The organism is Mesorhizobium sp. P160187 (genome assembly GCF_057766425.1).
Genome location: NZ_JBYMDX010000005.1, coordinates 762,432 through 785,183, shown reverse-complemented (window position 1 = coordinate 785,183; position 22,752 = coordinate 762,432). Strand labels below are relative to the sequence as shown.

Annotated in this window: 23 protein-coding genes and 1 pseudogene; 9 read left to right on the top strand and 15 right to left on the bottom strand. The window is 63.4% G+C overall.

Annotated elements, in window-relative coordinates:
* Positions 1-52 precede the first annotated feature (52 nt).
* The 3 genes from AC3CCE_RS28475 to AC3CCE_RS28465 all read left to right on the top strand — a co-directional run bounded on the left by AC3CCE_RS28475 (position 53) and on the right by AC3CCE_RS28465 (position 1,926).
* The gene (locus AC3CCE_RS28475; protein WP_023698666.1) at positions 53-430 is read left to right on the top strand and encodes a TIGR02301 family protein; all 378 of its coding nucleotides are present in this window, start codon (positions 53-55) and stop codon (positions 428-430) included.
* 328 nt (positions 431-758) lie between these two features.
* Entirely contained in the window at positions 759-1,016 is a 258-nt protein-coding gene (locus AC3CCE_RS28470; RefSeq protein ID WP_023673564.1) for a hypothetical protein, read from the top strand.
* Between the two features lie 106 nt (positions 1,017-1,122).
* On the top strand, positions 1,123-1,926 hold the full coding sequence (locus AC3CCE_RS28465; protein WP_352625985.1) for a hypothetical protein: 804 nt from the start codon (positions 1,123-1,125) through the stop codon (positions 1,924-1,926).
* Positions 1,927-1,947: 21 nt separating this feature from the next.
* On the opposite strand, the gene AC3CCE_RS28460 is transcribed toward AC3CCE_RS28465, so the two are convergent.
* The 3 genes from AC3CCE_RS28460 to AC3CCE_RS28450 form a co-directional block, all read right to left on the bottom strand.
* A complete protein-coding gene (locus AC3CCE_RS28460; RefSeq protein ID WP_023684480.1) occupies positions 1,948-2,676 on the bottom strand; it encodes a nucleotidyl transferase AbiEii/AbiGii toxin family protein in 729 nt (242 codons plus the stop codon).
* Between the two features lie 62 nt (positions 2,677-2,738).
* Positions 2,739-2,966: a hypothetical protein gene (locus AC3CCE_RS28455; RefSeq protein WP_027049982.1), complete on the bottom strand. Its 228-nt coding sequence runs from the start codon at positions 2,964-2,966 to the stop codon at positions 2,739-2,741.
* Between the two features lie 54 nt (positions 2,967-3,020).
* Entirely contained in the window at positions 3,021-4,352 is a 1,332-nt protein-coding gene (locus AC3CCE_RS28450) for a dihydroorotase (protein ID WP_023673560.1), read from the bottom strand.
* Between the two features lie 82 nt (positions 4,353-4,434).
* Here AC3CCE_RS28450 and ygfZ point away from each other — a divergent pair, with 82 nt between their 5' ends.
* The 3 genes from ygfZ (at position 4,435) to AC3CCE_RS28435 (ending at position 8,133) form a co-directional block, all read left to right on the top strand.
* A complete protein-coding gene (ygfZ, locus tag AC3CCE_RS28445) occupies positions 4,435-5,295 on the top strand; it encodes a CAF17-like 4Fe-4S cluster assembly/insertion protein YgfZ (protein ID WP_352625984.1) in 861 nt (286 codons plus the stop codon).
* Positions 5,295-5,933, top strand: a complete 639-nt coding sequence (locus AC3CCE_RS28440) for an HD domain-containing protein (RefSeq protein ID WP_023670260.1) — start codon at positions 5,295-5,297, stop codon at positions 5,931-5,933. Before ygfZ ends, AC3CCE_RS28440 begins: the two co-directional genes overlap by 1 nt.
* 67 nt (positions 5,934-6,000) lie before the next feature.
* Positions 6,001-8,133, top strand: a complete 2,133-nt coding sequence (locus tag AC3CCE_RS28435) for an EAL domain-containing protein (RefSeq protein WP_031197386.1) — start codon at positions 6,001-6,003, stop codon at positions 8,131-8,133.
* On the opposite strand, the gene AC3CCE_RS28430 is transcribed toward AC3CCE_RS28435, so the two are convergent.
* Positions 8,102-8,950, bottom strand: coding sequence for an AraC family transcriptional regulator (locus tag AC3CCE_RS28430; protein ID WP_031197387.1), 849 nt, complete (start codon positions 8,948-8,950; stop codon positions 8,102-8,104). The genes AC3CCE_RS28435 and AC3CCE_RS28430 overlap by 32 nt on opposite strands.
* 91 nt (positions 8,951-9,041) lie before the next feature.
* Here AC3CCE_RS28430 and AC3CCE_RS28425 point away from each other — a divergent pair, with 91 nt between their 5' ends.
* Positions 9,042-10,208 carry an amidohydrolase gene (locus AC3CCE_RS28425; RefSeq protein ID WP_023827494.1) on the top strand — a complete coding sequence of 389 codons (1,167 nt, stop codon included), beginning with the start codon at positions 9,042-9,044 and terminating at the stop codon, positions 10,206-10,208.
* A gap of 12 nt (positions 10,209-10,220) precedes the next feature.
* Here AC3CCE_RS28425 and AC3CCE_RS28420 read toward each other — a convergent pair.
* Positions 10,221-10,909, bottom strand: a pseudogene (locus tag AC3CCE_RS28420) (fatty acid desaturase).
* 313 nt (positions 10,910-11,222) lie between these two features.
* Here AC3CCE_RS28420 and AC3CCE_RS28415 point away from each other — a divergent pair.
* Positions 11,223-12,122, top strand: a complete 900-nt coding sequence (locus tag AC3CCE_RS28415) for a LysR substrate-binding domain-containing protein (protein WP_352625983.1) — start codon at positions 11,223-11,225, stop codon at positions 12,120-12,122.
* Between the two features lie 13 nt (positions 12,123-12,135).
* Here the strand turns inward: AC3CCE_RS28415 and AC3CCE_RS28410 are convergent, their stop codons facing one another.
* From AC3CCE_RS28410 to AC3CCE_RS28375, 8 genes are all read right to left on the bottom strand, one after another.
* Positions 12,136-12,408 (bottom strand): DUF3303 domain-containing protein, encoded by a 273-nt coding sequence (locus tag AC3CCE_RS28410; RefSeq protein ID WP_352512320.1) that lies wholly within the window; start codon positions 12,406-12,408, stop codon positions 12,136-12,138.
* A gap of 38 nt (positions 12,409-12,446) precedes the next feature.
* Positions 12,447-13,910: a RimK family ATP-grasp domain-containing protein gene (locus AC3CCE_RS28405; protein WP_352512321.1), complete on the bottom strand. Its 1,464-nt coding sequence runs from the start codon at positions 13,908-13,910 to the stop codon at positions 12,447-12,449.
* Positions 13,911-13,915: 5 nt separating this feature from the next.
* Entirely contained in the window at positions 13,916-15,013 is a 1,098-nt protein-coding gene (locus tag AC3CCE_RS28400) for a peptidase C39 family protein (RefSeq protein ID WP_352512323.1), read from the bottom strand.
* A gap of 159 nt (positions 15,014-15,172) precedes the next feature.
* Positions 15,173-15,964, bottom strand: a complete 792-nt coding sequence (locus AC3CCE_RS28395) for an anti-sigma factor family protein (RefSeq protein WP_023709777.1) — start codon at positions 15,962-15,964, stop codon at positions 15,173-15,175.
* A complete protein-coding gene (locus AC3CCE_RS28390) occupies positions 15,961-16,479 on the bottom strand; it encodes a sigma-70 family RNA polymerase sigma factor (RefSeq protein ID WP_352512324.1) in 519 nt (172 codons plus the stop codon). The genes AC3CCE_RS28395 and AC3CCE_RS28390 overlap by 4 nt, the downstream gene beginning before the upstream one ends.
* A 162-nt stretch (positions 16,480-16,641) precedes the next feature.
* Positions 16,642-17,058, bottom strand: coding sequence for a type II toxin-antitoxin system VapC family toxin (locus tag AC3CCE_RS28385; RefSeq protein WP_023692861.1), 417 nt, complete (start codon positions 17,056-17,058; stop codon positions 16,642-16,644).
* Entirely contained in the window at positions 17,058-17,300 is a 243-nt protein-coding gene (locus tag AC3CCE_RS28380; RefSeq protein ID WP_023705392.1) for a type II toxin-antitoxin system VapB family antitoxin, read from the bottom strand. Before AC3CCE_RS28380 ends, AC3CCE_RS28385 begins: the two co-directional genes overlap by 1 nt.
* A gap of 47 nt (positions 17,301-17,347) precedes the next feature.
* Positions 17,348-20,122 carry a DUF2339 domain-containing protein gene (locus tag AC3CCE_RS28375; RefSeq protein WP_352512326.1) on the bottom strand — a complete coding sequence of 925 codons (2,775 nt, stop codon included), beginning with the start codon at positions 20,120-20,122 and terminating at the stop codon, positions 17,348-17,350.
* Positions 20,123-20,368: 246 nt separating this feature from the next.
* On the opposite strand from AC3CCE_RS28375, the gene AC3CCE_RS28370 reads away from it, so the two are divergent.
* Complete coding sequence (locus tag AC3CCE_RS28370) at positions 20,369-20,833, top strand: NUDIX hydrolase (protein ID WP_023687287.1); 465 nt, start codon at positions 20,369-20,371, stop codon at positions 20,831-20,833.
* A gap of 101 nt (positions 20,834-20,934) precedes the next feature.
* Here AC3CCE_RS28370 and recO read toward each other — a convergent pair whose 3' ends face one another.
* On the bottom strand, positions 20,935-21,726 hold the full coding sequence (recO, locus tag AC3CCE_RS28365; protein ID WP_352512328.1) for a DNA repair protein RecO: 792 nt from the start codon (positions 21,724-21,726) through the stop codon (positions 20,935-20,937).
* A 102-nt stretch (positions 21,727-21,828) separates the two neighbouring features.
* Positions 21,829-22,722: an aminoglycoside phosphotransferase family protein gene (locus AC3CCE_RS28360; protein WP_352625982.1), complete on the bottom strand. Its 894-nt coding sequence runs from the start codon at positions 22,720-22,722 to the stop codon at positions 21,829-21,831.
* Positions 22,723-22,752 lie beyond the last annotated feature (30 nt).

The window sequence follows — 22,752 nt, the reverse complement described above, 5'->3', positions numbered from 1 at the left end:
GCCGCTCCGAGAATCGCCTTGCAGGCGACAAAATGTTTCGTCAGATAGACTTATGACCCGCGCCTCGCTGTTCCTTGCCGCATGCATCGCCACCGCCACGGCTTTTGCCGTGCAGCCGGCGCTGGCCGCCGAGTCGCCGTTCGAGCCCGGGCTGATGCGACTGGCCGAGGTGCTGGGGTCGCTGCATTTCCTGCGCAATCTGTGCGGCGAAAAGGGCGACCAGTGGCGCACCGAGATGGAAAAGCTGATCGATTCGGAAAATCCCGATCCGGAGCGGCGTGCCCGCTTCATCGCCAGCTTCAACCGCGGTTACCGTTCCTTCGGCGGCACCTATACCCAATGCACGCCGTCAGCGACCGAAGCCATCAGCCGCTACATGAAGGAAGGCGAGACGCTGTCGCGCGACATCGCCTCGCGTTACGGCAACTGACGAGCGCCAGACGGCGTTTAGCTAACGCCTTTTCGAGCACCCGCCTTGTATCCACGGCACGTTGATGCAATCTTGGTGTTGCACTTGCGCAACAGTATTAACGAAACGTTAGCGCGCGAATGCGGAATTAACTCAAACTGAAGGTTTTCATCCCGCTCACCGGTCTAATCGGCTAAGTTTGAATCGGACCGAACGCAGGCGACGAAGTTTGTAAAGATGATCAAAAAAATGTCGTATTTACAGATACTTACTTAGCCTGCGTGAGATAGGGGCAGCCCAAGCCGGATCCGACCCGTCGGACCGCCGCTTGAAAAGGTGGACATCGCAAATGGAACATGGCGTCAACGACATCGACGCGCTGGTCAGGGAAGAAAAGCGCCTGACCGCGGTGGAAAGCCATAGCGAGGCCTGGGCGGAAGGTCTGTCGGCCGGCATAGAACCTGAAATCATCGCCGAGGCAGCGCTTGAAACCGCGTTCGGCGAGATGCTGCGAGCCAATGGCGAAACCTCGGCCCTTGCCCTGCTCGATCGCATGCGTGAAAAGGTGATCGCCGGCGCCTTCGAGCCGGAGCGGTTTCGGCACTAGGCGTCGCGCGTCTCAGAGGGTGCACTGCCAGCTTACCGGTTCTTTGACGACGGCGAGTCGTTTGGGCATCATGCCTGAAGAGCCTAGGCCCGAGGAGAGGCAAGCGGTGAATTTTTCGATGTCAGGCCGGCCTCGCGGCGTGGTCCTCAGCATCTGGCTTGCCGCTTCCTGCGCCGCGGTTCCGCTGGCGCTTGTCCTGACCAGCAACCCTGCCTATGCGCTGAGCGAGATCAAGCGCGAGGAGCTTCCAGCTCCTGCCGGGCCACCAGCCAATGGTGAGACGGCGCCGTCTGAAAATTCAGTGCCAATGCCCGATCTGCCCCGCACGGCGCCACCGGCCGCCAGCCAGCCGAAATCGCCCACGGAGCCCGAACAAAGCCAACCGGAAGCCCCCGCCAACGATGGCGGCGTGGCCAACCCGCGTGCCGATCCAGAAGCGCCGGTGCCCGAAGTCGTCTATGACCTTTCCAAATTGCCCGAGCCCGTCAGGCGCATGCGCGATCTGATGGTCGAGGCCTGCGTCAGCGGCGACATCGAGAAGCTGCGGCCGCTGATCGGCAAGGGCGACACCATGACCCAATTGTCGCTGGGCGAAATCGAGGGCGACCCGATCGCCTTCCTGAAAGGGCTATCGGGCGACAAGGAAGGTCAGGAAATCCTCGCTATCCTGGAAGAGGTGCTCAATGCCGGCTATGTCCATGTAGACGTCGGCACACCGCAGGAACTCTATGTCTGGCCATATTTCTTCGCCCTGCCGCTGGACAAGCTCAACGCCAGGCAGCGGGTCGAACTGTTCAAGATCGTCACCGCCGGCGACTATGACGACATGAAGCAGTTCGGAGCCTACATCTTCTACCGCGTCGGCATTACGCCCACCGGGCAGTGGACGTTTTTCGTCGCCGGGGATTGAACGGCGGTTCCCCTGGGATGGCTACTGGCTAGGGCTAGAAAGCTCGAGGCCTGTGTCAGGCCATATGCGGATACCTTCATTTCGAAGGGCCGAAATCGCTTCGACCGCCGCGTTGGGATCCATTTGCAGCACCTCGGCGGCATGCCGCAATTCTTCCTTGTCCCGCAGCCTGTTTACCACCCAAGCCACCTTGCGCTCGATATCCACGCCATAGGCCGCCTTCGCCTTGCCAACAGCGTCGCTCGGGATTTCCTTATAGATGCCAACCAGCACTCCAAGATCGATGGCATCGCGATATGCAATTGCACGGTCCTGACATCGATCCGCGTTCGCCAGCAACTTCTCGGCAAACATATCCGCCGGGACCAGGGCGGATACATTCAGATCGTCGTCGAAATGGCCTCGCAGTTTTATGCGGCCTTCGCGGATGACTTCAAACTTGATCGTTTGGCCTTTCAACCGCACGATCGTCCGCAAGCCATATTGATCGATCTGGAAGTCCCGAACAGCCTCGACCGGCTCAGGAAAGAATGCTCTGACGCCACGTTCGGCTGCGGAGGTCCGCAATTCGCGATAGCCATCACTGTCGGCACACAGGAAGTCCACATCCAGTGAGCGGCGATATTCCCCGAATTTCATAACGATCGCAGTGCCACCGCCGAACCAGCACTGGTTTGCGGTCAGGAAATGGCGATCCATCAATCCGAGCGCTTCGGCAATGATCTGGTGCTCGGGCCTCTTGAATTCCATCATGACGCTCGCGGTGTGTCCTGTTGATATTCCGGCTGCGAGGAACGATCAGGTGAGGGAAATCAGCCGGCGGTCAAGAGCACGCCGTGACCGAATTTGTCTGCCAAACTTTGGATAAGCATCTTCTCACGCACAGTAAGACGCTTTTGATCGACAAACCGCCAATTACGCTCATACAGCGCAAATGCCTCTTCGGCCGGAATCGGGCGTGCCGCATCGCGGTTCCAGGCGAGCGCCTGGAGCTCCGGAAACTCCGCAGGGACAATCATGGGCGCGATATCTGCGTTCATAATGCCCTTAACGTAGTGGATAGCGCTTAAAAAATCCAACGCAGCAAGAAACCGCTAAGCCGGCAGCGCCTCGGAAAACTCTACCGGCCTGCCCTGCCCGGGCGTGACGATCTCGCCTTCCCACATCACGCGACGACCGCGCACGATGGTGCCGACCGGCCAGCCGGTGACTTCCTTGCCGTCATAGGGCGTCCAGCCGGCCTTGGAGCCGGCCTGCGCATTGGTGATGGTCTCGCGGCACTTCATGTCGACAACGGTGAAATCGGCGTCATAGCCTGCGGCGATACGGCCTTTCCGGGCCATGCCGAAGATGCGCTGCGGGCCGTGGCTGGAGAGGTCGACGAAGCGCTGCAGGGTCAGCAGGCCTGAATTGACGTGGTCGAGCATGATCGGCACCAGCGTCTGCACCCCGGTCATGCCAGACGGTGAGGCCGGATAGGGCTTTGCCTTTTCGGCCAGCGTGTGGGGGGCGTGGTCGGAGCCGAGCACATCGACAATGCCTTGCGCAATGCCGTGCCAGACGCCGTCGCGATGGCGGGCCGCGCGAACCGGCGGATTCATCTGGATCAGCGTGCCCAGCCGCGCATAGTCGTCGGCGGTGAGCGTCAAATGGTGCGGCGTCGCCTCGCAGGTGGCGACATCCTTGTGCTGTTCGAGGAACACGATCTCTTCGGCAGTGGAGATGTGCAGGACATGGATGCGGGCGCGGGTGCTGCGCGCGATGCGCACCAGCCGCTCGGTGCAGCGCAAGGCCGCGATCTCGTCGCGCCAGACGGGGTGTGAGGACGGGTCGCCCTCGACGCGCAGGCCCAGGCGCTCGCGCAGCCGGAACTCGTCCTCCGAGTGAAAGGCGGCGCGGCGGCGGGTGTTGCGCAGGATCGATGCGACACCCTCGTCGTCCTCGACTAGCAGGTCGCCGGTGGACGAGCCCATGAACACCTTTATCCCGGCAGCACCCGGCAGCCGCTCGAGCTCACCGACATCATTGGCATTCTCGCGTGTGCCGCCAACCCAGAAGGCGAAGTCGCAATGCATCCGGCTGGTGGCGCGGCGCACCTTGTCGGCAAGCGCCGCCTCGCTGGTGGTCAGCGGATTGGTGTTGGGCATTTCGAAGACGGCGGTGACCCCGCCCAGAACAGCGGCGCGAGATCCACTCTCGAGATCTTCCTTGTGCTCCAGCCCCGGCTCGCGAAAATGCACCTGGCTGTCAACGACGCCGGGCAGGACGTGCAGCCCGCGACAGTCGATCGCTTCGCCGGCCGAAGCTTGGCGAAGATCGCCCATTGCGACGATGCGACCACCCTTGACGCCGACATCGCGCGCGCCCTCGCCATCATGGTTGACCACCGTGCCGCCTGTCAGGATGAGGTCGTAGGTGGTGGCCATGGGCGTTCGGTCTCTTGCGGGGGGAGTATCGTCGGCTTACGTAAAGGCCGACCGTTTTGCAAGATCAGGTTCTTTGCCGCCCATGCCTTTTGCCCTGCTCAAAGACCGCGCTCTCATTTCCGTGTCAGGCCCGGATGCCGAGCATTTTTTGCAGAACATCCTCACCACCGACCTCGACACGCTGGCCGTCGACGCGGCAAAGCCCGGTGCGCTGCTTTCGCCGCAAGGCAAGATCCTGTTTGATTTCCTGATCTCGCGTAGCGGCGAAGACGCATTCCGGCTGGATTGCCGTGCCGACATCGCAGACGACTTCCTGCGCCGGCTGATGCTTTACAAGCTGCGCGCCAAGGCCGAGATTGCTAGGCAGGATCAAGTGCTTGTGACGGTTGCCTGGGGCGATGATTCAAGCGCCTCACCTTCTGATTCAACGACACTTGCCGATGTCCGCTTCCGCGATGTGGTTGTGAGCCGTTCCTATGGCGGCGCATCCGCAGGTGGCGACCCGGCTGCGTGGAAGGCGCTCCGCATCGCCAAAGGCATTGCCGAAAGCGGTTCCGATTATCAGCTCGGCGATGCCTTCCCTCACGACGTGCTGCTCGACGAGACCGGCGGCGTCGGCTTCAAGAAAGGCTGCTATGTCGGCCAGGAAGTGGTCTCGCGCATGCAGCATCGCGGCACCGCCAGGCGCCGCGTGCTGATCGTTTCGGCCGACCGCGCCTTACCCGCGCCCGGCACGGAGCTGACGGTTGCGGGGCGGCCGGTCGGCACGCTCGGTTCCAGCGCGGGCACGGCCGGACTCGCCATTGCCCGCATCGACCGGGTCAAGGCGGCGCTCGACGCTGGCCAGCCGGTACTGGCCGGTGATGTCACCGTCTCGCTCGCCATCCCGTCCTGGGCGAAGTTCAGCTTTCCCAGGGAAGCCATCGGCGCGGAGGACGCCTGATGGCTGCCGATCGCGTCGGAGCGCCACCGCGCGCGTGGCAGCGCATGCTGTCGGGACGGCGGCTCGACCTGCTAGATCCCTCGCCGCTCGACATCGAAATCTCCGACATCGCCCACGGGCTTGCCCGCGTCGCCCGCTGGAACGGGCAGACCCGCGGCGATCACGCCTTTTCGGTCGCCCAGCATTCGCTGCTGGTCGAGGCGCTGTTCAGCGAGTTGCAGCCGGACGCCTCGGCCAATGCTCAGTTGGCAGCACTGCTGCATGACGCGCCGGAATATGTCATCGGCGACATGATCTCGCCGTTCAAATCGGTAATGGGCGGCTCCTACAAGGAGTGTGAGCTGCGTCTCCAGCGCGCCATCCATCAGCGCTTTTCGCTGCCGCCCGAACTCGGCGTCGGCTTGCGCAAGGAGATCAAGCGCGCCGACCAGATCGCCGCCTATTACGAGGCGACGCTGCTTGCCGGTTTCTCGACCGCGGAAGCAACCGAGTTCTTCGGCCGGCCGCGCGGGTTCAATGCCGACCGCTTCGACTTTAAGCCGCACTCGGTGACCTCGGCGCAAGCTGCCTTCCTCAAACGCTACGCAACGCTTGAAAAGCAACGCCAGGCAACGGTTGCCGTGCATTCGGCGCAGTGAACATACGCTAAATTAACCAGCGGTAACCACAGTACCGGGTTTCGATCACGGTCAGCAGGCACGCCTCATGTCCGTTGCGCACGTCAAGGGTGGTTCGCCCGTCCGCAGACGGGGAGCCGGAGGCGTCGCCGCGCCACGGCAGATCGCCGACGAACTGCGCCACCAGAACGAACGCTTTTCCGCGGCCGTCGAGAATATGTCGCATGGGCTGTGCATGTTCGACGCCGACGAGCGGATGATCATCTGCAACGGCAACTATATCAGCATCTTCTCCCTCGACGCGAAGATCGTGCGGCCCGGCATCGCGTTCCTGGACATTCTAAAGCACAGCGTCGACATCGGTGTCGCCTCACAGAGCGCCGAAGACCTGTATGCCATCCGCAAGCCCTATATCGAGCGCGCGCAAGCCTCGACCTACGAGGAAATACTGTCGGACGGACGTATCGTTTCCATCACGCACCGGCCGCTGGCCTCAGGCGGCTGGGTGTCGATCTATGAGGACATTACGGAGCAAAGGCGGGCCGAGCAGGAACTGAAGGAGCAGCACCGCCGCTTCGATGCGGCGCTCGCCAACATGTCGCAAGGCCTGTTGATGTACGACGCCGAAGGCACGCTGATCGTGCGCAACCAGCGCTTCCTCGACCTCTACAAGGTCACGCCTGACGACTTCCCGCTCGGCATGAGCCAGCGCGCCCTGCTCGAACAGATGGTGCGACTGCGCATCTATCCGTCGATGGACATCGACGGCGAGATCGCCAACACCAGAGCCAGCCTGCAGGCCGGTGAGGAGCGTTCGACAGACCGCAGCCTTGCCGATGGCCGAACGCTGCTGGTTGCGCGCCGGCCGCTTGCCGGTGGCGGCTGGGTGGCGACCTTCGAAGACATCACCGAGCGCCGGCGCGCCGAAGAGCGCATGAGCCACCTTGCCCATTACGACACGCTGACCGACCTGCCCAACCGCTCGATGTTTCGCGAACGGCTCGACCAGGCGATGGCCGGCGATACACCGTTGGCGATCTTCTCGCTCGACCTCGATCGCTTCAAGGCCGTTAACGACACCTGGGGACACCCGGCCGGTGACTGGCTGCTGAAATGCGTGGCGGAGCGGTTGCGGCACAGCCTGCGCAGCGACACCGATGTGGTCGCCCGCCTCGGTGGCGACGAGTTCGCCATCCTGCAGTTCAATCCCAAAGGCGCCACCGATGCGGAACAACTGGCAAAACGCATCGTCGCTGTCGTCAGCCAGCCGTTTCGCGACAAGGGCCGCGACATGCATGTCGGCATCAGCCTTGGCATCGCGCTGTATCCCGGTGACGGCAAGGACGCCGACACGCTTTTGAAGAACGCCGACATGGCGCTTTACAGCGGCAAGAGCGAAGGCCGCAACGTCTACCGCTTTTTCGAGCCCGGCATGGATGCCTTGGTGCGGGCGCGCCTGGCGCTCGAAACCGATCTCGAGACGGCACTGAAACGGCGGGAGTTCGTGCTGGAGTTCCAGCCGATCACCAACATCGCGTCGGGCAAGATCGTCGGCGCCGAAGCGTTGATGCGGTGGAATTCACCGACGCGCGGCCTGGTGGCGCCCGACGATTTCATCGCAGCCGCCGAAGACAGCGGGCTGATCGTTCCGCTGGGCGAATGGGCGCTGAAACAGGCCTGCAGCGTGGCCGCCGGCTGGCCGCCTGTAATGCGCATCGCCGTCAATGTCTCGGCAGTGCAGATCAGAAGCGCCGACTTTGCCCGCAGCGTAATTTCGGCGCTGGCCGTTTCCGGCGTGCCGGCCAGCCGGCTCGAACTGGAAATCACCGAGACCGTGCTGATGGATGAGAGCGAGACGGTGCTGAAGACGCTGAGACAGCTGCGCGAACTCGGTATCCGCATCGCGCTCGACGATTTCGGCACCGGCTATTCGTCGCTCGGCTATCTCAGGCGTTTTCCCGTCGACAAGATCAAGATCGACCGCTCCTTCATCCACGATATCGACAACAAGGACACGGCGGCGATCGTGCGCACGATCATCGGGCTTGGTGCCGAACTTGGCATCACTGTCACCGCCGAAGGCGTCGAGACCGAAGCGCAGCTCGACATATTGCGCAAGGCTGGCTGCGTCGAGGCGCAGGGCTTTCTGATCGGCATGCCGTCAAAGGCCGCCGACATGGCTCGACTTCTCAAGACGAGGGCAGCGTCCCGGCGCGCCTGAACATCCCCGGCGTCATTCCATGCGCGGCGCGGAAGGTGCGCGAGAGATGGCTTTGGTCGCAGAAGCCGGCCGCAAAGGCGGCACCGGCGAGATCTGAACCTTGCCGGATCAGCAGATCGGCACGGCGCAGCCTGCGGTCACGGATGAAGGCAGCAGGGGTGAGACCCAGCACTTTCCTGAAATCGCGGATAACTTGAAAGCGCGTCACGCCTGCGGCTTCAGCGAGCCGCTGCAAATCGAGGTCCGAGTTCAGATGGTCTTCGATGACCTGTTCATAGACCCGGAGCCGGCTTTTCGATCCGAAGCTTTCGACCGCCTCGCGCCGCCGGCCGCCCCAATCGCCATGGCGCAGGATGAGCTTGCGCAAGGCGATCAGCATGGATGTTTCGGCGCTCGTGGCATCACCCGATGTCGAAGCCAAGTGCGCGACGCCTACTGCCTGGACGAGATCGGCATCATCGACGATCGCTTGCGAAAACAACGGCGGGCGATCCTGCCCGAGTTCGTCCGCGATCGCACCCATGAGCGAGGCCGACGGATAGAAGGTGCGGTAAACCCAACCCTGGTCGGCACCCGCCTCGCCGTCATGCCATATCTCCGGATTGACGAGCAGAACCGTGCCCGACGGCGCGAGGACAGTCTCGTTGCCGATGCGGACCCGCTCGCACCCTTGCGTGATCAGGGCGACGACATAGGTGGGGTGCGTGTGCAGCTGGTAGCGATGCCGCGTGAAGCGCGCCTTGAGCATGCCAAGATCGCGAAAGCGCGGATGACGCCAGAACTGCGTCGTCTCCTGAGGCTGTTGAATTCCAGACACGGTCAATCCTGTTCAAGACGCCGCCGGCGCAAATCCTCTACGTGCTGGCATCGACAAGGCCGAATTTACGATAGCCGGCAAGGAGAGCGCAATGCTGCACAACGACCCCATCGCCGCCCTAACCCCGCAGGTGGTGGAATGGCGGCATCACATCCACGCCAACCCCGAACTCGGTTTCCAGGAGTATGAGACCGCGCGCTTCGTTGCCGACAAGCTGCGCACCTTCGGGCTCGACGAGGTTCATGAAGGCATAGGCGGCACCGGCGTCGTCGGCGTTCTCAGGGGACAGCCAGGCGTGCGCGCCATCGGGCTTCGGGCCGAACTCGATGCCTTGCCCGTGCTGGAAAAGACCGGACTGTCCTACGCGTCGAAAAAAGACGGCGTGATGCATGCCTGCGGCCACGATGGCCACACCGCGATGCTGCTCGGCGCCGCCAAGCTGCTCGCCGACAACAGAGCCTTCGACGGCACCGTCTGTTTCATCTTCCAGCCGGCGGAAGAAAATGAAGGCGGCAGCATGCGGATGATCGAGGACGGACTGTTCGAGCGCTTCCCCGTGGAAGCCGTCTACGCCGTCCACAACTGGCCGGGGCTGCCGCTCGGAAAGATCGCGGCCCGGGCCGGGTCGATGATGGCGGCCGTCGACACTTTCGAACTGAGCTTCGAGGGGACCGGCGCGCATGCCGCCATGCCGCAGCTTGGCGACGATCCCGTGCTTGCGGCCAGCGCCTTCGTTCAAGCCGTTCAGCGTATCGTCAGCCGTTCGGTCGACCCGCAGGCGGCGCTGGTCGTCTCGATTACGCAGATCCATGGCGGCAATGTCGGCAACATCGTGCCGGGCAAGGTCTGGCTGCAGGGAACCTGCCGCTTCTTCGAGCCCGCTTTGTCGGACCATTGCGAAGGGCTGATCGGCGACATCGCGCAAGGCATTGCCTCGGCGCATGCCCTCACCGCCAAGCTCGCCTACAAGAAAGGCTACCCGCCGCTGGTCAACACGTCAGCCGCGACGGCCCAAGCCGTCCAGGCGGCAACCGCGGTTGTCGGCCGCGAGCAGGTCGAGACCGCATTCAACCCGAGCCTCGGCTGCGAGGATTTTGCCTACATGGTCCGCGAAGCCGGCGGCTGCTATGCCTGGGTCGGCGCAGGAGCGGTCAGACTGGGCGAAGGGCTGCACGGCGATCGCTATGTCTTCAACGACGCCATCGTCCCCACCGTGCTCCGCTATTTCGTCACGCTCGTTGAGCAGACGCTACGCTGACGGCCGAGCGCCTCAGCGCAAGGTCTCGACGTATTTCTCGTGGAAGCTGACATAGCCGGGTTCGACGACTTTGAGATGGCGCTCGATCAGCTGGTGGAAGGCCGGCAGCTGATGGAAGGGCACGCCGGGATTGGCGTGGTGCTCGGCGTGATACGGCATGTTCCAGGCGACTTTGCGCACCAGCCAGTTGGTCAGCGTGGTGCGGGTGTTTTCCAGCATGTTGGCGACAAGCGGGCAGCGGCCATGCTCGGCCAGCAGATAGAGCCTGAGGAAGGGCTGGCCGAGCAGCGCCGGCACGATCCAGACATAGAGCAGTACACTTGCCTCGAACCACAGGGCTAGCGCGGCGACCACGACATAGAAAGCGATCATGGCGCGGGCTTCAGTGCGCACCTTGGGCAGGCCTTTCGGCGGCACGTAGCTGTCGTGGCAGCCGCCAATCGCGTTGGTGTAGAGTGTCTGCAAATGCCCCCACCACACCGGCAGGCCCGAGACGTGGACGATGTATTGCCGCATCGTCTCCGGTTTCGGGAAGGCGAGTTCCGGATCGTTCTCTGGATCCTGGTGAAACGGTGATGGGCGAAGTGGAAATAGCGAAACCAGTCGGCGGGCAGCGCGATCGCCAGGCTGCAGACCCTTGCGGCGGCATCGTTGAGCCACTGCGTCTCGAACGCCGTCCTGTGCACCGTCTCATGCAGCAACGTGAACAGGAAGACGATGAGAATGCCTTGCGGCAACATCAACAGCGGCCAGTACGGCACCTTGGCCGCAATCAGCCCGCCGATAGCCACAATCGCGCCGAGATGGAAGGCGAGTTGGACCAGACCCGGCCCGTCCGACTTGCCGGTCAGGCGGCTGCGCTGCTCATTGGTCAGAGACGCGACGACGTCGCGATGGTCTCTGGGTTCAAACTGGGCCGATACGGTCATGGCGCCAAGCTACTCGAATAAGAAAGCTTTCGAAAAACGAGGATTTCTGCGACATAGATAAGCTTACCTTACTATCGGATAGCCCATGACCGCGCTTCCTTCCCTGAGAGGACTTCAAGCCTTCGGGGCGGCGGCGCGCTCGGGGAGTTTCGCCGCAGCGGCGGATGAGCTCTCGATCGCGGCGGCTGCGGTCAGCCAGCTCATTCGCACCGTCGAGGAGCAGATGGGTCGAAAAGTGTTCCATCGCGTCAACCGCCGCGTGGTGCTGACGGAAGCCGGCGTCGAGATGCTGCCCCGGCTGACCCTGGCTTTTCGGGAGATCGGCAGCATCGCGCGTGGCAGCGATGCCTTCCGCCCGCGGCTTGTCGTATCGGTGCCGCCGTCCATGGCGATGGGCTGGCTTTCCGAACGCCTCGCCGGCTTTGTCGCCAGCCACAGCGCCGTCGACATATCCCTGCGCGGCGATGACGATCCGGTGCCGTTCGACCGCGAACTGATCGACATCCGGCTTTCCTTCGGCCCGCACTATCGTGAACACCCGAGCGAGGAGATCGTCAGGGACGCCGTCTACCCCGTCTGCGCGCCAGAACTCACCGCCAAAACCGACAGCCTCGCCGGTCTGCCACTGATTCACACCGACTGGGGACCGACCGGCGCGTCGTTTCCGTCTTGGCGCACATGGTTCGAGGCGGCGGGCATAGAGCCCGGCCGCACAGTGCAGCGCGGCCTGTCGGCGAACTCGTCGCGGGCAGCGCTCGACCTTGCCATTTCAGGGCTGGGCGTGGCGCTGGCGCAAGGCATTTATTGCGCCGGGGCGCTGGAATTGGGCCGTTTGGTCCGGGCTAATGCCCTATCGATCGCGCTGCGTCAGCCCTATTGCCTGACGATCCCGGAACGCAGTGCAAGGCGCGACCTGGTGGCGGCGTTTCGCAATTGGCTGATTGAGGAATGCCGGCGGTCGGTGGGTTCGCCGGTGCTCGGCTGATGGCCCGAGCTGCTCAGAGATGGCCGGCCAGTGCGGCGACCATGTCCTTGTTCGTCGCCACGGGAATGATCTCGAACTCCACCAGGTCAGCCCATTCGATAACCCAGCGCTGCAGCAGCGTGACGTCATCGGCTTCGACCAAAAGGAAGCAGCGGCTCATATCAGCCGCGATCCAGGAGTGGTGCACGACAAGCGCGTCCGGCTTCAATCGGCCGCGCTCGCCGAAACGGCGGTAGATCTCCTTGCGGTCGCAGCCGGTGAAATCCTCGATGACGATGAACTGCATTTTTCCCCCTCGGTTGAATTACCGCCCGGGACGGCAAACTAACGCCCGGGACGGTCCAGCCGCTCCAGGAACCATTGCGTCAGCCGCACCCAGACTTCGTCCTTTTCGCCGGAATCCTCCCAGCCATGGTCGAGGTTCGGGTTGTCGTTGACCTCGATGACGAAGACGCCATCCTTGGTTTCCTTGAGATCGACGCCGTAAAGCCCGTCGCCGATGCAGCGCGCCGCCTTCACCGCGGTGTCGACGACATGCGGCGGCGTCTCTTTTAGCGTGAAGGTCTTGATGCCGCCCTGGTCGGGCTTGCCGCTGGCCTTGTGGTTGACGATCTGCCAGTGTTTTTTCGCCATCAAATAATGCACGGCAAACAGCGGCTGCCCGCCGAGCACGCCGACGCGCCAGTCATATTCGGTCGGGATGAATTTCTGCGCGATCAGAAGATCGGAATCCTCCAGCCACTCGGTGGCGAGCGTCTTCAGTTCTTCGAAGTTGCCGCATTTCTTGACGCCGCGCGAGAACGATGAATCCGGGATCTTCAGCACCAGCGGAAAGCCCAGCGTCTGCGCCGCCAGTTCGAGGTCCGAGATGCCGGCTATCATCACCGTCGGCGGCACCGGCACCTTGTTGTAGGCCATCAGTTCGTTGAGATAGACCTTGTTGGTGCAGCGGATCATCGACAGCGGGTCGTCGATCACCGGCATGCCTTCCTGCTGGGCGCGGCGCGCGAAGCGGTAGGTGTGGTTTGAGATCGAGGTGGTCTCGCGGATGAACAGCGCGTCGTAATTGGCTAGCTTGGCCAAGTCCTTCCTGGTGATCGGCTCGATTTCGACGCCCATCTTTTCGGCGATCTTGGCCCAGTAACGCAGCGAGGAAATCTCCGACGGCGGCAGTTCCTCATGCGGATCGACCAGCGTGGCGAAGGTGTAGCGTGCCGGGGTGCGGCCCTTGGTGTCGCGCCACTCGCGGTTGGTGTACGTCTCGAGCGCCTGCACGAATAAGGCTTCTTCCTCCTCGGCCATCCTGGCCAGCGGCAGGAATCCGATCTTGCGGATCGAAGCCCATTCGGCGCTGTCCTTGATGTGAACCTCAAGCGCCGGAGCGCGGAACCAGTCGAACAAAAGCTTGGCGAAGCGGTCCCAGACCTTCGACGGTCCGATGCCGAAGAAGATGCAGATTTTTTGCGGGAAAACGCCACCGAGATCCTTGCGGCATTTGTTGAGCGCCAGCTCCAGTTCCGGCAGCGCGTGCTCGTAGAGCTTGCGCTCGGACAGGTCGATCATCGTCTCGACCGTCGGGATGACCTTGTGGCCGCGCGAACCGGCGAGCAGAGAGGCATAATAGCCGCGGCTCTGGTAGGCGTAATTGTTCGACAGGTTGATAACCTTCGGCTGCTGGCCGCGAAACAGCGCCGGATGCGCAAGATAGTCACGGTTGGTGATGATCTTGTGCGGCGTCGCCGCCGGGTCGAGATCGTTCTGACGGCCGGTGAGGATGACCCAGGTCATTGTTATCAGCGTTTCCCAAGAGTGATGGCAGCACGCAGTCCGTCGCGGCCGAATTGCGCCATGTTCATGAAGATGCCGTGCGGCACGGGAATGTTGGCGGCATCGAGGATGGTCTCCTGTCTTTCGTCCTCGACCCAGGGATCGTGGATCAGGATGTGGTCGCCATCGTCGCCGATAGCCAGCACCCAATGCGGCACCTTCTTGCCGAACATCAGGAAGCCGCTGATCAGCACCAGCACCAGTTTTCCCTGAGCCAGGGCGCCGCGGATATCGTCGATGGTGAATGGACGGTAATTCACCGGGATGCCGTAAAGTTCCGCGCGGCGGCGAAAGTCCACCTGGGCAAGTTCCATCACCCGGCGCTTGTCGTCGCTGCGCACCGATTGCAAGAACAGCGCGCCATAGAAGGACACGAAGATTTCCGCCGCAAGCCCGCTTTCGTAGCCGGAAACCGCAAGGCCGAAGGGCTCGCAGCCGCCTGGGCCGGACATCATGAACACGGTCGTTGCCTCGCGCCATAGGCGGATTTCCATGACCGGATCGGGCACGAAGCCGGAATCGAAATTGGCCATCGCCATCATCAGGCAGCATGGACCGCAGGTGAACTCGCAGGTCTGCTGGTAGAACGGGACCTTGGTGGCGACCGGAATATCGCCGCGCAAGGTCTTTTCGTAGCGCAGCGCGGTGGCGCCATCCTCGTAATAGTGAGGCTCGCGACCGATCTTGTGGTAGCCGCTCTGCTCATAGATGCCAATGGCGCGAAGATTGTCCTCGCGCACTTCGAGACGCAACATCATGCGGTCGTGCTCGAAGGCAGCTTCTTCGGCCGCTGCAAGCAGCATGCGGCCAATGCCGCGGCCGCTGAAAAACGGGCTGGTGGCAAGCGAATAGAGCCGGGCGACGCCGCTGCCCTTGCGAAACAGCACGATGGCGTAGCCGGCGACACGACCATCGCTTTCGGCGACCAGCATCTCGGCTGTCTCGCGTTCGATCAACAGGCGGAAGGAGCGCCGGGAAATGCGGTCACTGGAAAAGACCGCCTTCTCGATGGCGGCGAGGTCATCGACGTCGGACGCGCGGGCCTTGCGAATCTCGGCAGGCATGCGGGTTTGGAAAACCTCGATTGGGTGGAGGAAAAGGCCGCGGTCAAAAACGTCGCAAACATCAGCCGAAACGCCGATATCCATCAAGCGCTATCGCACTTCGAATAGGGCCGAATTGTGACACTTTCTACCCCGGCGCATTCCCGAAACGGAATGCGCTTAACTGGCGATACCAGCCAGAAGCTGACCGTAGGCCCGCTTGGCGACCGCAGCCAGTTGCTCGCGCGGCAGCGAGCCGACGACGGCGCAGGCATAGCCCTTGTCCAGCCAGTAGACCGCCTCGGGGCCGTCGGCCTCGGCCATGTAGGTGCCCTTGGACTTGGCTGAGGAATCAGCGGTAACGAACAAGGAGATGCGCTGACCCTTGGCGTCCTCGTAAAGCAGCATCGCTGCCTTGCCCTGGCCGGCCGGCAGCAGCCGGCCGCCAACCAGCTGGAAGCCTTCCGCCACCAGATCCGGCGCCACCAGTTTCAGGCCGACGCGGTTGGACAGCCAGGTCTGCAGGTGATCCTTGTCGCTTGCCGGCACTTCCACCGCATGGCGCTGTTCGGCGGCATAGATGACATGGGCGGCGATCGCCTCTTCGGCCAGTTGGTCATCGGCGCCATCTTCCCTGCCGATGCCGTCGATGCCGGCAAAATAGCCGCCAAGACCGCCGATGACGAGCACTGCGGCCGCCGCGGGCGCAAGCCACCAGCGCGACTGCCGCGCCGCCGCCTTGGTCGCGCCTTCACCGCTAACGATCTGCTTGAACAGCACCGGCACGGGCTCGTCGAGCACACCGGCAAAGGCGGCGCGCAACGCGGTGCGGTCGGCGGTGTAGCGGGCGCTTTTGGCCTTCATTTCGGGATTGGCGTCGATCCAGGCGTCGTAGGCGGCGCGCTCGTCGCCCGGCAGCTCGCCGTCGAGAGCCATGTGGATATCGCGTTCGGAAAAATCGCGGCGGGTCATTTCTCGACGATCCTTATCGAGCGACGGCGCGCCGTGTCATCGAGCAGGCTGCGCAGCTCCTCGCGTCCGCGCGCTATGCGCGACATCAGCGTGCCGGCGGGCACGCCGAGAATGTTGGCGGCTTCGGCATAGGAGAATCCTTCGATGGCGACCATGACGAGTGCGGCGCGACGGTCGGGGCTGATCGCCTGCAATGCGTCGATGATCTCGCGCGAGGTGGCGTTCTCCGCCTGCTCGGCGGGGACTGCCTGCGCCTCGTTTGCGTCAAGCGGTAGGATCGCCGCCTCACCGCGCCGGTTCACCTTGCGCATCTGATCGATGAACAAATGATGCATGATCGTAAACAGCCACCTCCGGGGGCTTTCTCCCGTCTGCCAGCTTTCAAGCCGCAAGAGCGCTCGTTCGAGGCAATCCTGGACGAGATCGTCAGCGGATTCGCGGTCGCGCAGAAGCGAGCGTGCGTAGCGGCGCAGGCGCGGTATTTCGCCAAGGATTGCTGCCTTCTTTTCGTCCATGACCGCTGGTTCTGAGGTCGCCCTTGTTTAACCCGATTGAACGCGCCTTCCCGGCGCGGCGCAAGCGGCCAGCGCGAAGCGGTCTGCCGCCCCGGTCACCCAAGCAGTGAGATAACGAGTTGATCGGCTAAATTATTCCCCGCAATCAACAAAAGGGCCGAATTATCCTAAATCGGTCAGTGCGAAATCATGGCCTTTGTACAGCAGTGGAAGATCGCGGCTTTTCGCGCAGGCGTAAGCAAAACAGTCCCCGAGATTCAGATCCGCCTTGTGGCCAACGGCTTTGCCGTAGCGGGCACTCGCGTCAATGGCCCGAGAGCCGATGTTGTCGTCAATGGCCAGACTCTCTCCCATGATCTCCACAATGAACTCATCGATCAGATCGCGGGCATGGAGAAGGGCTTCAGCGCTGGGTCTGCGCGGGCCGGCGCCGGCCCGTGCCAATGCCTGTGTTGCTTCGAAGTGAACCAACGGAGAAACCCAGACCTGCCCGGAAAAACCGGATAGCTGCTTCAGCAATTCCTCCCACCCAGGTTCCTGGTTGAGAATGGCGACGATCACCGACGCGTCGACAAACATCAGTCTTGCCACATCTCGTCGGTGAACTTCTTCATATCGAAATCGGGATTGGGCAGGCCAAGCTTCCTGGCCCTGTCCTGAAGACTGGCGATCCGATCGCGCAGCGGCACCTTCGCCCGATTGCGCTCAAGTTCGTGCACGAGCGCGACCCGCACCGCTTCCGTTTTGCTCGGAGCGTTCGTCTCACGTTGCAATCTGCTGGCCAGCGCATCCACTTCGTCGTCGCGGATATAGAGCGGCATCGAATATCCTCCGTTGGATATTCATATATTCCATCTCGTATATCACTTCAAGTTGCAGCGTTGGCCTCCCTCGCCGCCCGCGTCAGCAGCCGCTGGTAGAACAGGCCGATGCCGATCAGCACGGCGCCAAGACCGATGAAGGACAGCGCCCTGAGCACGCCTTCCAGTTCCGACATGTCGAACAGGAAGACTTTTACCACGGCAATCGCGATCAGCGCCGCCGAGGCAATGCGCAGCACCTGCGACTTCAGCCAGACGCCGGCGGTCAGCAGCACGACGCCGATGATCAGCCAGAGCGCCGAATAGGTGTAGGTCTCAAGCTGCCCGAGGCCGCTCCACAGGCCGATGAACTCGCCCTTGAACACGCGCCTGACCGACAGTGTGGCGTAGGCGAAGACAAGCAATGCCGCCACTACCGCCAGCATCTGCGCATACCATGGCGGCCGCTTGTCCCTGGCATAGAGCGCCAGCCCGGCGGCGGCTATGGCCGGCAACAGGTAAGCCAGGAACAAGAGGTTGAACACCGGGATCTGGCCGGTCGATTCGTCGGTGAACAGCGGATTGAGCACCAGGAAATGCTGGAGGACGATGAAGGCGATCGAGAGCACGCCGGCGGCCATCGAGCCGTAGCGCAGCACAGAGCTTGGCGAGCGCATGTCGATGGCCACCAGTATCGCGCCGGCACCGATGGCGATCAGCGTATAGATCGCCTGTTCGGCGAGCGTCACCGGGCCGGTGTCGATGACGCCGCCATGCATGGCGTGGCGCACCAGCATGGCGACGGTGAGCAGCGCAAACAGGGCTGCACCCGCCTCCATCGCAAGGCGCGGCCGGCCATTGCCAGTTGTTGGTAGTGCGGGGGTGGTACGCGCGAGTTGCCAGGCGGCAAAGCCGAAGGCTAGCGCCGGTACGCCGTATCCCGGCAGCAGCCAGTTGAACACCCGCGTCGTCGTCAGGAACTCGGCGCCGACGATGGTCGGATCGAAGGCGACGCGGCCGAGCACGGCGACGACCGCGCCGACCGAAATCCAGCCAAGCACCGGATAGCTGCGCCACCGCGTCGCCAGCGCCGGCACGATGGCGGCAACGCCGGCAAGAATGGTCGTCCAGCCGGATCCGAAGGCCATGTGCAGCATCAGCAGGCCGGCCAGAGCCGAGCCGCAAAGCGCGAAGGAGACGGCGACGTCGCCCTTGAGCGGCGGCTGTTCGGCGCGCGCAATCCATTCGCCGCCGGCGGCGAAGACGACGACCAGAAGGGCAGCTATCGCTGCGTAGACAAGGTCGCGGTCGAGATTGCCGTAGGCGAGCCACAGCGTCAGCAGAATAAGCAGCGGCGCAGCGACGCCCCATGCCGCCCAGCATGCCGCGCGGACCCGTGCTGAGGCGGCGAAGCGGCGTGCGGCCCAGAAGCCGGCGCCGATGAAAACCAGGCCGAGGCCAATGCCGATGCGCAGCGTCAACGGATTTCCGGCCGCCACCGGCATGCCGTCAAAGCCGATATTCCCCTGGGTTATGTCGGAGCCGATGGTGGTGGGCGGAATGATGCCGAGATGGATCATCACGCTCACCACGCCGGCGGCATGCAGCAGCGGCAGCGCGCGCGGCCGGTAGAGTGCGGTGGCGACAAGGGCGACGAGGATGAAGGCGCCCGGCAAGGCGCCGCCGGCGGCGACCAGCGTCGTGTCGACGGACAGGCCTAGCGCTGAAAACGCAACGAAAACGCCTGGCACGATCGAGGGCCAGTCGAAGCCGGTCTTCGCCGTCTCCGCTTCGCTGTCACGTGTGCCCAGCCAGACAAAGGCAAGCACCGCCAGCGTCACCGCGTCGATGAACAGGATGACGGCAAGGTCGGCGACGAGCGTGCTCATCATGTAGACGATGGTCCAGGCGCCGGTGCCGAAGAAGGCGGCCGCGATCAGAAATTTCCAGTCGCGTATGCGGGCGATCATGGCTGTGGCGGCAAGCACGATCGCGAGATAAACGAACAGCGCCCAGGGGTTGGGCGCCTGCGATGACACAAGCGCCGGGGTCGCCATCGAGCCGACGAGACCGATGCCGGCCAGGGCCTGGCCGTGGACGAGGGCGGCGACAATGGTCGCCACGCCGATGGCGCCGAGCACGGTGAAGGCGAAGGCCGGCCCGACGAAACCGTAAATGGCATGCGCGGCATAGACCGTACCGAACAGGATGAAGGCGCCGGCAGCCGTCAGGATCGCCGGAATATAGGCGCCTGCAGCCCCTTGCACCGGCACCTTGAAGCCGGTGCGGCGGATGAACTCGCCGCCGCCGATCAGCACCAGGCCGAGCAGCGCCGCCAGGGACAGCCGTACTTCGGGGCCGAAAATGCCGGCCTCGATGGTGTAGCGGATCAGGAACAGGCCGCCCAAAGCCAATGCGACGCCGCCGACCCAGACCGCCCAACGGGTGCCGAGCGCGGTTTCGACCTCGGACTGGCGAGCTGCCTTCGCCGTGGCGGCATGCGCGGATCCGGTGAATGCCGCCTTGGCTGCAGGCGACAGCTCTGGCACGGCCTCGCTGGTGGCCGCTTCGGCTTCGGCGGCCGGTGCCTGGGCATGTGCCGCGTCGGCTGTTGTTGGCGAAGCTATGTTGGCAACTGGTGCGCTAGCGTGAGCGGCATCCGCCGGTGCGCTTGCAGCCTGCTCGACCGGTTTGGTAACGGGCGGTGTCGTATGCACGCCGGACAGAACCAGGCTGCGCAGCGCTCCGAGCTCGCGCTCGATCAGACTGACGCGGCCCTGCTGGCGCAAGACGAGGACAAAAAGCACGATAACGACGACGGCGCCAATCAGGCTTTCAAACATGGCGGTTCCCCCAAACCAGGCCAGTTTTCACTGACAATTGCGGCGGCCACACGGCCACCCCAGACGGCTATTCAAGTCACGCCACCGCAATGGTGCCGAAAAGAAGTTATCGAGCATGTTTCGTCGGCAACTTCCAGCGGCCTACGGTCTTTATCCTCATCCATCATCTGAGATAGCCAGGAATGGCATGCCGCCGCCACTTGCCCAGGAGCCATGCTATCCTCGGATGAACTGTGAGGAAATCGAATGCCGAAACGAAGTGCAGGGCTGCTGATCCACCGAACAAGGGCCGGCATTCTCGAATTTCTGCTCGTCCATCCCGGCGGCCCGTTCTGGGCAAGGAAGGATGAAGGCGCTTGGTCGATCCCCAAGGGCCTCGTCGAGGACAATGAAGATGAGTTGGCCGCCGCCCGGCGCGAGGCTGGGGAAGAACTCGGAGTCAGCATCGAGGGTGATTTCGAGCCTGTCGGCAGCTATCGGCAAGCCGGCGGCAAGATCGTCATCGCCTGGAGTGTCGAAGCCGATTTCGATCCCGATGCCGTTAAAAGCAACATGTTCACGATGGAATGGCCGCCCAGGTCAGGCGTGACGAGGGAATTTCCCGAAATCGACAGGGCCGGCTGGTTTTCCTTCGCCGAGGCCAGCCTCAAGATCCTCGGCGGTCAGCGCGCCATCCTCGATGATTTCATGGAGCATCGCAAAGCCGGCTGAGGCTCTTGCCCTACGAGTACCGCCACCCTAACGCTCCCCACAAGGGGGAGGGAATGCTGCCGCATGCAGCTTGTGGTGTGAACCTGGACGGTTTGCGGAGGTCAGCACCCACCGAGTCTCCCTCCCCCTTCTGGCGCAGCGTCTGCCGTAAGGGCGGCCTTGCCGCCCGAATGATGCTTGCGCAAGGCGGCGAGGAAGCCGGCACGGGCATCGGGCTGTTCGATGCCGCGCGGCTCGTAGACATGGCGGGTGAAAAAGAAACCGGTCAGATGGAAGGCGTCCTCGAGTGCCGCGTGGTCCGCCCGCAAGCCGGAGCCGCGCCGCAGGAAGGCCGGCAGCGCCAGCATCTTGTCGCGCCACGGCGCACCGGCGGCTCGCGACACGGCACGGCCGGATTTCGGCGAGACATAGGCCAGATCCTGCCTGGCGCCCGTCGCCGCGCATTGGCTGAGATCGAGGCCGAAGCCGAGTTCGTCGAGGATGAGCAGTTCGAAGCGCGCCACCAGTTCGCCGGCGGCATCCGAATCGTCCAGATGGGCGATCATCACGGCAAGCGTCTCATACAGGCCGCCATGGGCGTCGCGCTCCGGCAGGAGCCTGAGATGCGCGGCCATGGTCTGCAGGCCGTAGACGGCGACTGCGCTGTCCATCAACCGGGCGGCATTCATCTCGATCGCCTCGGCCTGGAAGGTGCCGAGATGCTCGTCGAGGCGTGCCCGCCACAAAAGGTCGACGCGGTTGCCGGGCTGCAGCACCGGCTGCTGCTTGCGCGAGCGCCCGCCGCGCACCAGGCCGAGATGGCGGCCATGCGCACGCGTCATTACCTCGAGAATGGCGCTGGTTTCGCCATGCTTGCGGGTGCCGAGTATGATTCCCTCGTCGCGCCATTCCATGGCAGGAGCTTGTCACCGGTTGCGTGGCGAAATCAAGATTTTGGCGCGCCGCGTGCGATCTGTGCTGACATTGGATCCCCACACATCGTCGAAAGGCTCTGATCACACGAATTCCCGGTGATCGGCCAGGACGTCGTCGATGACGCGGCGCGATCGCTCGGCTTCGGCTTGGTTGGCGTCGTGTCCGGCAACGGTGATCAGCGCCTTCCACAGCGTCCAGCCGCGGCCGCGCGCCCAGGTCGCTTCATCGACGTCGATGGCGGCACGGAACGCCTCCCGGCTCTCGCCCTGGAAGAACGTCCAGGCGATCGCCAGGTCGCAAGAGGGATCGCCGATCCCGGAGGTGCCGAAGTCGATGACGGCGCTCAAACGGCCGTTTTGGACCAGAAGGTTGCCCCAAGCGACGTCTCCGTGGAACCAGACGGGCGACCCTTGCCAGGTGGCGGCAAGGGCCGCATACCAGACAGCGGTGGCCGCCTGGGTGTCGATCTGCCCCTCCAGCGCCTGGAGTGCTTCCCTTGTCTGGTTGTCATACACGCTCAGCGATCCGCCGCGGAAGAAATTGTGCTGGCCCGCGGGCGGCCCGCCCGCCGGATCGATCCGCCGGAGCGCAATGAGGAACTTGGCCAGATCGACCGCGAACTGTCGGCTATCGGCGATTTCGGCGGTCTTGGCTGTTTCGCCGTCGATCCAGCGGTAGACGGACCATTGCCAGGGGTAGTCCTCCCCAGGCTCGCCCATCGCCAGTGGAACCGGGATCGGCAGCGGCAGAAGCGGCGCCAGCCTGGGCAGCCAGCGGTGCTCTTTTTCGACCTGCAAGGCATATGGTGCGGCACTCGGCAGCCGCACAGTCATATCATTGCCGAGGTGGAAGGTTCGGTTGTCCCAGCCGCCAAACGCCACCGGCCTCACCGGCAGATGCCGCCATTGCGGAAATTGCGCGGCGATCAACCGGCGCACGAGATCGGTATCGATGGTCGGTTTTGGATCAGGCATGTCATCGTCTCAAACTGCCGGGCGGCATTT

Excerpts from the sequence above, each read along its gene's own strand:
- AC3CCE_RS28475 (WP_023698666.1), top strand. The coding sequence starts at position 53 with ATGACCCGCGCCTCGCTGTTCCTTGCCGCATGCATCGCCACCGCCACG.
- AC3CCE_RS28460 (WP_023684480.1), bottom strand. The coding sequence starts at position 2,676 with ATGGAATTCAAGAGGCCCGAGCACCAGATCATTGCCGAAGCGCTCGGA.
- AC3CCE_RS28455 (WP_027049982.1), bottom strand. The coding sequence starts at position 2,966 with ATGAACGCAGATATCGCGCCCATGATTGTCCCTGCGGAGTTTCCGGAG.
- AC3CCE_RS28435 (WP_031197386.1), top strand. The coding sequence starts at position 6,001 with ATGTCCGTTGCGCACGTCAAGGGTGGTTCGCCCGTCCGCAGACGGGGA.
- AC3CCE_RS28385 (WP_023692861.1), bottom strand. The coding sequence starts at position 17,058 with ATGTTTGTCGACGCGTCGGTGATCGTCGCCATTCTCAACCAGGAACCT.
- AC3CCE_RS28360 (WP_352625982.1), bottom strand. The coding sequence starts at position 22,722 with ATGCCTGATCCAAAACCGACCATCGATACCGATCTCGTGCGCCGGTTG.
- ygfZ (WP_352625984.1), top strand. The coding sequence starts at position 4,435 with ATGCCTTTTGCCCTGCTCAAAGACCGCGCTCTCATTTCCGTGTCAGGC.
- AC3CCE_RS28415 (WP_352625983.1), top strand. The coding sequence starts at position 11,223 with ATGACCGCGCTTCCTTCCCTGAGAGGACTTCAAGCCTTCGGGGCGGCG.
- AC3CCE_RS28390 (WP_352512324.1), bottom strand. The coding sequence starts at position 16,479 with ATGGACGAAAAGAAGGCAGCAATCCTTGGCGAAATACCGCGCCTGCGC.
- AC3CCE_RS28400 (WP_352512323.1), bottom strand. The coding sequence starts at position 15,013 with ATGCCTGCCGAGATTCGCAAGGCCCGCGCGTCCGACGTCGATGACCTC.
- AC3CCE_RS28440 (WP_023670260.1), top strand. The coding sequence starts at position 5,295 with ATGGCTGCCGATCGCGTCGGAGCGCCACCGCGCGCGTGGCAGCGCATG.
- AC3CCE_RS28370 (WP_023687287.1), top strand. The coding sequence starts at position 20,369 with ATGCCGAAACGAAGTGCAGGGCTGCTGATCCACCGAACAAGGGCCGGC.
- AC3CCE_RS28470 (WP_023673564.1), top strand. The coding sequence starts at position 759 with ATGGAACATGGCGTCAACGACATCGACGCGCTGGTCAGGGAAGAAAAG.
- AC3CCE_RS28410 (WP_352512320.1), bottom strand. The coding sequence starts at position 12,408 with ATGCAGTTCATCGTCATCGAGGATTTCACCGGCTGCGACCGCAAGGAG.
- recO (WP_352512328.1), bottom strand. The coding sequence starts at position 21,726 with ATGGAATGGCGCGACGAGGGAATCATACTCGGCACCCGCAAGCATGGC.
- AC3CCE_RS28395 (WP_023709777.1), bottom strand. The coding sequence starts at position 15,964 with ATGACCCGCCGCGATTTTTCCGAACGCGATATCCACATGGCTCTCGAC.
- AC3CCE_RS28380 (WP_023705392.1), bottom strand. The coding sequence starts at position 17,300 with ATGCCGCTCTATATCCGCGACGACGAAGTGGATGCGCTGGCCAGCAGA.
- AC3CCE_RS28425 (WP_023827494.1), top strand. The coding sequence starts at position 9,042 with ATGCTGCACAACGACCCCATCGCCGCCCTAACCCCGCAGGTGGTGGAA.
- AC3CCE_RS28375 (WP_352512326.1), bottom strand. The coding sequence starts at position 20,122 with ATGTTTGAAAGCCTGATTGGCGCCGTCGTCGTTATCGTGCTTTTTGTC.
- AC3CCE_RS28405 (WP_352512321.1), bottom strand. The coding sequence starts at position 13,910 with ATGACCTGGGTCATCCTCACCGGCCGTCAGAACGATCTCGACCCGGCG.
- AC3CCE_RS28450 (WP_023673560.1), bottom strand. The coding sequence starts at position 4,352 with ATGGCCACCACCTACGACCTCATCCTGACAGGCGGCACGGTGGTCAAC.